The following is a 5,252-nucleotide window of genomic DNA, read 5'->3' as shown; positions in this document are numbered from 1 at the left end:
GCGTAGAGGGCCCAAAGGTAGATGTGCTGCCAGCGATGCCATGGGCGCCAGCGCTGCTGGGGCGAAAGACGTGCCAGCACGCCAAGGTCAATGTCGCTGTCATGGCCATCGACATTGGTCCAGGTGTGGTGGAACCGTGCATGCTTCCACTGCCAGATATAGGAGCTGCCGCCGACCAGGTCCAGCGTCGTGGCCATCAGGCGGTTGACCCAGCGGCGTCTGGAGTAGGCCTGGTGTCCGCCGTCGTGCATGATGTTGAACCCGATCCCGGCCGTGGCCACGCCCAACAGCACGCCAAGCGGCAATGCCTGCCACCAGCTGGTCGCAAAGAAAACCAGTGCGACATAGACCAGGGCAAAAGTGACCAGGATGATGGCGGTCTTCAGGTACATTCTGCCGCTGTCACGCGGATCCTGCCCCCGGCGACGGAAGACTTCGTCGACCCGGCGCCTGAGCTCGCGATGGAAGCGGTTGTCCCCGCTGAATTTCAGCTGCCCGCTGGTACTTTCCAGGGGCGGTGAATCGACCTTGCGACCGTGTTCCCTTGGCGCGTTTGTGGTCATCGACATGCCGTGTAAAACCGGGTCCACAGGGTAGCGCATCCAGGGGGGTGTGCCTGTTGCGACCCGATGGGAAGGCCATCGACCACCCCCTGCCGTTCAGGAAGGCCGCACGGGCGGTTGCGGCATCGCAGACGACTCCGTGCCAGAAAAGGTGCGTTTCATGGCCAGGGCTCCACTTTCCTGCCTGCGACTTGTCCTGCAGGGAGGACCGTTCCGCAAGATCCTGAACGCCCCTGCTGCCCGCGGACTCAGCCTGCCGGCTTCTTCGCGGAGGCGCAACCATTGCGAGTCGCAGAAACACCCATGATGGAAAAATAATGCCGAATCTGGATGTCTGGACGTATAGACGTCTATTGACACTAGGTCCTGACAGGGATAACGTCCTATCCAACACTCATCGAGACCGGCTGAGGGGCAGGCCCTTTGACGCCGGGGCAACCCGCGAATCGAAAGGTTCGCACGGTGCCAACTCCTGCGGGGCGCAAGAGCGCTTGCCGAGAGATGAGTCGAACCGCGCCGATCCTTCGATCCGGCGCGATCCGACGCTCCAGCACCGCGCAGGGTTGTACCGGTATCTGGAGCCAAGGCAATGACTTTTCACGCGACCGCATATGCGGCTTCACAGGACCCGGCCTCAGCCGCGCAGCAGCTTCATGCGCCAAGCCAGGTCTGCGAGCGCTCCAGCCGTCTGATTCGTCTGCTACCTCAGCATGCGCAGACGTCACGAGAAGTGTGCGTCAACTTCCTGCGCATCGGTGCAGCCCATGCGCCCGTGGTCGTGGTCCAGGGTGGCATCTCGGCGGGACGGGACGCCTGTTCCTCGGCTGAACATGCCGGGCAGGGCTGGTGGCAGGAACAGGTGGGTGCGGGATACGCCATCGATCTGCGCCAGTACCAGGTGCTGGCCATTGACTGGTTGGCAGCAGGAGACCTGGATGCACCTGCGGTCAGCAGTTTCGATCAGGCCGAGGCACTGGCCGGATTGCTGGATGCATTGCATATCGAGCGAGTGCATGCCTATGTCGGTGCATCCTATGGCGGCATGGTCGGCTTGGCCTTTGCGGCCCGGCATGGACGGCGCCTGGGACGTTTGCTGGCGATTGCCGGGGCGCATCGTGCCGATCCGCTGGCCGGCGCCCAGCGTGCGGTACAGCGCAACATGGTCCGGTTTGGTCTGGAAACCGGCCACGTCGACGAAGCCCTCTCGCTGGCGCGCCAGTTGGCCATGACGACCTATCGCGGCAGCGAAGAGTTCCGCCAACGATTTTCGGGCGATGCAGAGTTTCGCGACGGTCGTTTCCACCTTCCCGCCGAGGATTGGCTGGCGCATGCCGGCGCCCGTTTCGTGGAACGCTTCGATGCGCGGCGCTACCTGTCACTTTCTGAGTCGATCGATCTTCACAGCGTCCAGCCGGCGCAGATCAAGGTGCCGGTCAGCCTGATCGGCATTGCTTCGGACCGCGTGGTGCCCCTGGCCGACTTGTGCGCCCTGCAGCGCGGGCTCGGCAGCGGCGCGTCGCTGTCGGTCATCGAATCGCCGTATGGCCACGATGCCTTCCTCAAGGAGACCGCGCAGCTCGCCCCGCTGCTGCGCGAGTTCCTGCAGTCACCGTGAGCACGAAAACCCACGCGAGCGCGACAGTTCGCGATATCACACTTCATGCAAACGCCACGCCACCGCGCAAACGTCTGCAACCGCTTGATCCGGAGAGCGACATGAGCACCGAGTCCACCACTGCCACCCGAGCCGTTCGTGCCGGGATCGAATCCGATACCCAACATGGCGCGATCGTGCCCCCGTTGCACTTGTCGACAAACTACAGTTTCGAGGGCTTCGGGCAGAAGCGGACCTATGACTATTCACGCAGCGGCAATCCCACCCGCGACCAGTTGGCCGAGGCGCTGGCCGAACTGGAACAAGGTGCCGGCGCGGTAGTGACCGCCAGCGGCATGGCCGCGGTGGCACTTGTCCTGGAGCTGGTTCCTGCAGGCGGTCGCGTGCTGGCGGCGCATGATTGCTACGGTGGCAGCTGGAGACTGCTGGATGCGTGGGCCGGGAAAGGACGCTTCCAGGTCGACTTCGCCGACCTTACCGATCCTGCGGCCCTGGCCAGGGGCCTGGCCGCGAAGCCGGACCTGGTCTGGGTGGAAACCCCATCCAATCCGCTGCTGCGCATCACCGACATCCGTCACGTGGCGCAGGCCGCGCATGCAGCCGGCGCGCTGTGCCTGGTCGACAACACCTTCCTGTCCCCGGCGCTTCAGCAGCCCCTGACGCTGGGCGCAGACCTGGTGATCCACTCGACCACCAAGTACATCAACGGCCACAGCGACGTGGTCGGCGGTGCCGTGGTCGCACGTACACCCGAGCTGGCCGAGCAGGTGAAGTGGTGGGCCAACTGCATCGGACTCACGGGTGCGCCATTTGACAGCTACCTGACGCTGCGCGGTCTGCGCACCCTGGGTGCCCGCCTGCGCGTGCACCAGGAAAACGCGGTACATCTTGCCGCGCTCCTGGGCACACACGAGGCTGTGCGTACCGTCTACTACCCGGGGCTCGAAAGCCATCCGCAACACGCGCTGGCGGCCCGCCAGCAGTCGGGCTTTGGCGCCATGCTCAGTTTTGAACTGGAGGGCGGCGAAGCCGCGATCCGTGCTTTTCTCGACGGGCTGGACTTGTTCTCGCTGGCCGAGTCGCTCGGCGGCGTGGAGAGTCTGGTCGCGCACCCCGCCACCATGACGCATGCCTCCATGAGTGCCGAGGCCCGGCATACGGCCGGTATCGCCGATACCCTGCTGCGTGTCTCGGTGGGCATCGAGGATGCGCACGACCTGGCGCGCGATCTCAAGGCTGGCCTGGATCGCGCACTGGTGGCCTCTCAACGACGTGCCGTGGTGACTGCATGAACGTTGCGGTCGAACATGCAGCCGGGCATGTGCAGCGATCGGCAAAGCTTGATCGTGCCGTGGTCCTGCTCGGCACGGGCGTGGTCGGCGGCGCCTGGCTTCGTCTGCTCAACACGCCAGCGGGATCTTCGGTGCACCTGGTGGGCGCAGCCAATTCACGCTGGCAGCAGACCCAGCCCGATCAGCTGGCCGATAGCCGCATTCGCGAGCGCTTGCGCACCGGGGGAGAGGCCCGCGACAACCAGGCCCTGCTGGCGGCGCTGGATGCCAGCCCTGCCCGCGTCAAAGTGGTGGTCGATGCCACCGCCAGCGAGACCCTGGCTGGCACCCATGCTCACTGGCTCTCGCATGGCTATCACGTGGTCACGGCCAACAAATCGGCGTCCGGCGGCAATCTGGCCGGCTGGAATGCACTGCGCGCCGCATTGCAGCACAGTGGCAGCCAGTATGGCGATGCAGCTACCGTGGGTGCCGGTCTTCCCGTGCTTTCCTCCCTGCGACGCCTGCGCGCGGGCGGCGATGAGCTTCTGGCGCTGGAAGGCGTGTTTTCCGGTTCGCTGTCATGGCTGTTCAGCGAGTACGACGGTCGAGTTCCGTTTTCGGTCCTGCTTTGCCGGGCGCGCGAATTGGGCTACAGCGAGCCGGACCCGCGCGACGACCTTTCCGGCCAGGATGTGGCACGCAAGCTGCTGATCCTGGCGCGCAGCGCCGGATTCGCGCTCGAATCCGGCGACGTCGAGGTGGAGAACCTGGTACCCGAAGCGCTGCGCTCGCTGCCGCTGGAGGTCTTCCTCGAGCGCGTGCACGAGCTGGACGAGTCGCTTGCGGCGCGCCACGCCGAAGCCCTCGCACAGGGCGGCATGCTGCGCTATCTGGCCCAACTGGACCGGCATGGCCGCGCCCGTGTCGGGTTGCGCATCGTGCAGCCGGGCCATCCGGCCGCGCCGCTCTCGGGCACCGACAACCAGTTCGCCCTGACCACCTCGCGCTACAACGTCCAGCCGCTGGTCATCCAGGGCCCGGGCGCGGGCGCCGAAGTCACCGCGCAGGCCTTGCTGGGCGATATCCTGGAAATCATTCGTCCGCTTGCCTGAGATGCAGCCATCCAGCTGCATCCGGTGCTGTCGTGGCGAGTTGCAGGATCACTTCCACCGGAACTCCAGCCACATCTGCAAGCTGCAGAGGCTGGATGGACCACCATCTTCGCTCCGTGAGAGCGGCAGCGTGCTGCAAGCGCCTCGGGGACACACCAACGAAAACGCACCGCCGTGACGGTGCGTTTTCTGGAGGGTGGACCGATGCGCTGCCGAAGCCCGAGGGTCAATGCGGATGGTGACTCTCGGTAATGCGTTCGGCTTCGTCTTCCTCGGGCGGGATGAGCGGTAGGTCCAGATCGACCGTGCCCTCGGCTTCCCCGATCTGGATGGCCTCGATGGACGGTGTACGCCAGCCGGACTTCACGCCCCACAGGAAGAATGCCAGGCCGATCACCGCGACCACGGCAAGATCCCATCCGTAGGGAATGTAGCCCAGGCCGCCGAACTGCGATCTGCCGATGCGCGAGACCACAGCCAGTGCGACCAGATAGAACACCAGCCACCAGGCGCCCTTCAACTGCCGGCCGAAGTCATGCCAGCCGCCTTTGGCCATGTAGTAGAAATACAGCGGCAATGCGATCACGATCAGCAGGATGATCTGTCCGGTCAGTGGCCACTTGGCCCAGTACAGCAGTTCGGCCGACATGATGAACGCGACCGCCGAGATCAGTGACAAGCCCTTCAG

The 5,252-nt window shown here is 65.0% G+C and carries 4 protein-coding genes, 1 pseudogene and 1 riboswitch; of the genes and pseudogenes, 3 read left to right on the top strand and 2 right to left on the bottom strand.

Going from position 1 to position 5,252, the window contains the following annotated elements:
• A partial coding sequence (locus PF446_RS10410; protein WP_298071355.1) for a fatty acid desaturase occupies positions 1-569 on the bottom strand: 569 nt, incomplete at its 3' end.
• A 385-nt stretch (positions 570-954) separates the two neighbouring features.
• Positions 955-1,071, top strand: a riboswitch (SAM riboswitch).
• 81 nt (positions 1,072-1,152) lie between these two features.
• Between PF446_RS10410 and PF446_RS10405 the strand changes: the two genes are divergently transcribed.
• The 3 genes from PF446_RS10405 (at position 1,153) to PF446_RS10395 (ending at position 4,564) form a co-directional block, all read left to right on the top strand.
• A complete protein-coding gene (locus tag PF446_RS10405) occupies positions 1,153-2,178 on the top strand; it encodes a homoserine O-succinyltransferase (protein ID WP_298071354.1) in 1,026 nt (341 codons plus the stop codon).
• A 101-nt stretch (positions 2,179-2,279) separates the two neighbouring features.
• Positions 2,280-3,470, top strand: coding sequence for a cystathionine gamma-synthase (metB, locus tag PF446_RS10400; protein WP_298071356.1), 1,191 nt, complete (start codon positions 2,280-2,282; stop codon positions 3,468-3,470).
• Positions 3,467-4,564: a homoserine dehydrogenase gene (locus tag PF446_RS10395; RefSeq protein WP_298071353.1), complete on the top strand. Its 1,098-nt coding sequence runs from the start codon at positions 3,467-3,469 to the stop codon at positions 4,562-4,564. The genes metB and PF446_RS10395 overlap by 4 nt, the downstream gene beginning before the upstream one ends.
• Positions 4,565-4,790: 226 nt before the next feature.
• On the opposite strand, the pseudogene PF446_RS10390 reads toward PF446_RS10395, so the two are convergent.
• Positions 4,791-5,252, bottom strand: a pseudogene (locus PF446_RS10390) (amino acid transporter); the annotation flags it as partial.

Source organism: Oleiagrimonas sp. (genome assembly GCF_027858935.1).
Lineage (GTDB): Bacteria > Pseudomonadota > Gammaproteobacteria > Xanthomonadales > Rhodanobacteraceae > Oleiagrimonas.
This window is presented reverse-complemented; position numbering and strand designations above follow the sequence as displayed.

What these genes read in the sequence shown, in the direction of transcription:
- metB (WP_298071356.1), top strand. Translation starts at nt 2,280, where the DNA reads ATGAGCACCGAGTCCACCACTGCCACCCGAGCCGTTCGTGCCGGGATC.
- PF446_RS10395 (WP_298071353.1), top strand. Translation starts at nt 3,467, where the DNA reads ATGAACGTTGCGGTCGAACATGCAGCCGGGCATGTGCAGCGATCGGCA.
- PF446_RS10405 (WP_298071354.1), top strand. Translation starts at nt 1,153, where the DNA reads ATGACTTTTCACGCGACCGCATATGCGGCTTCACAGGACCCGGCCTCA.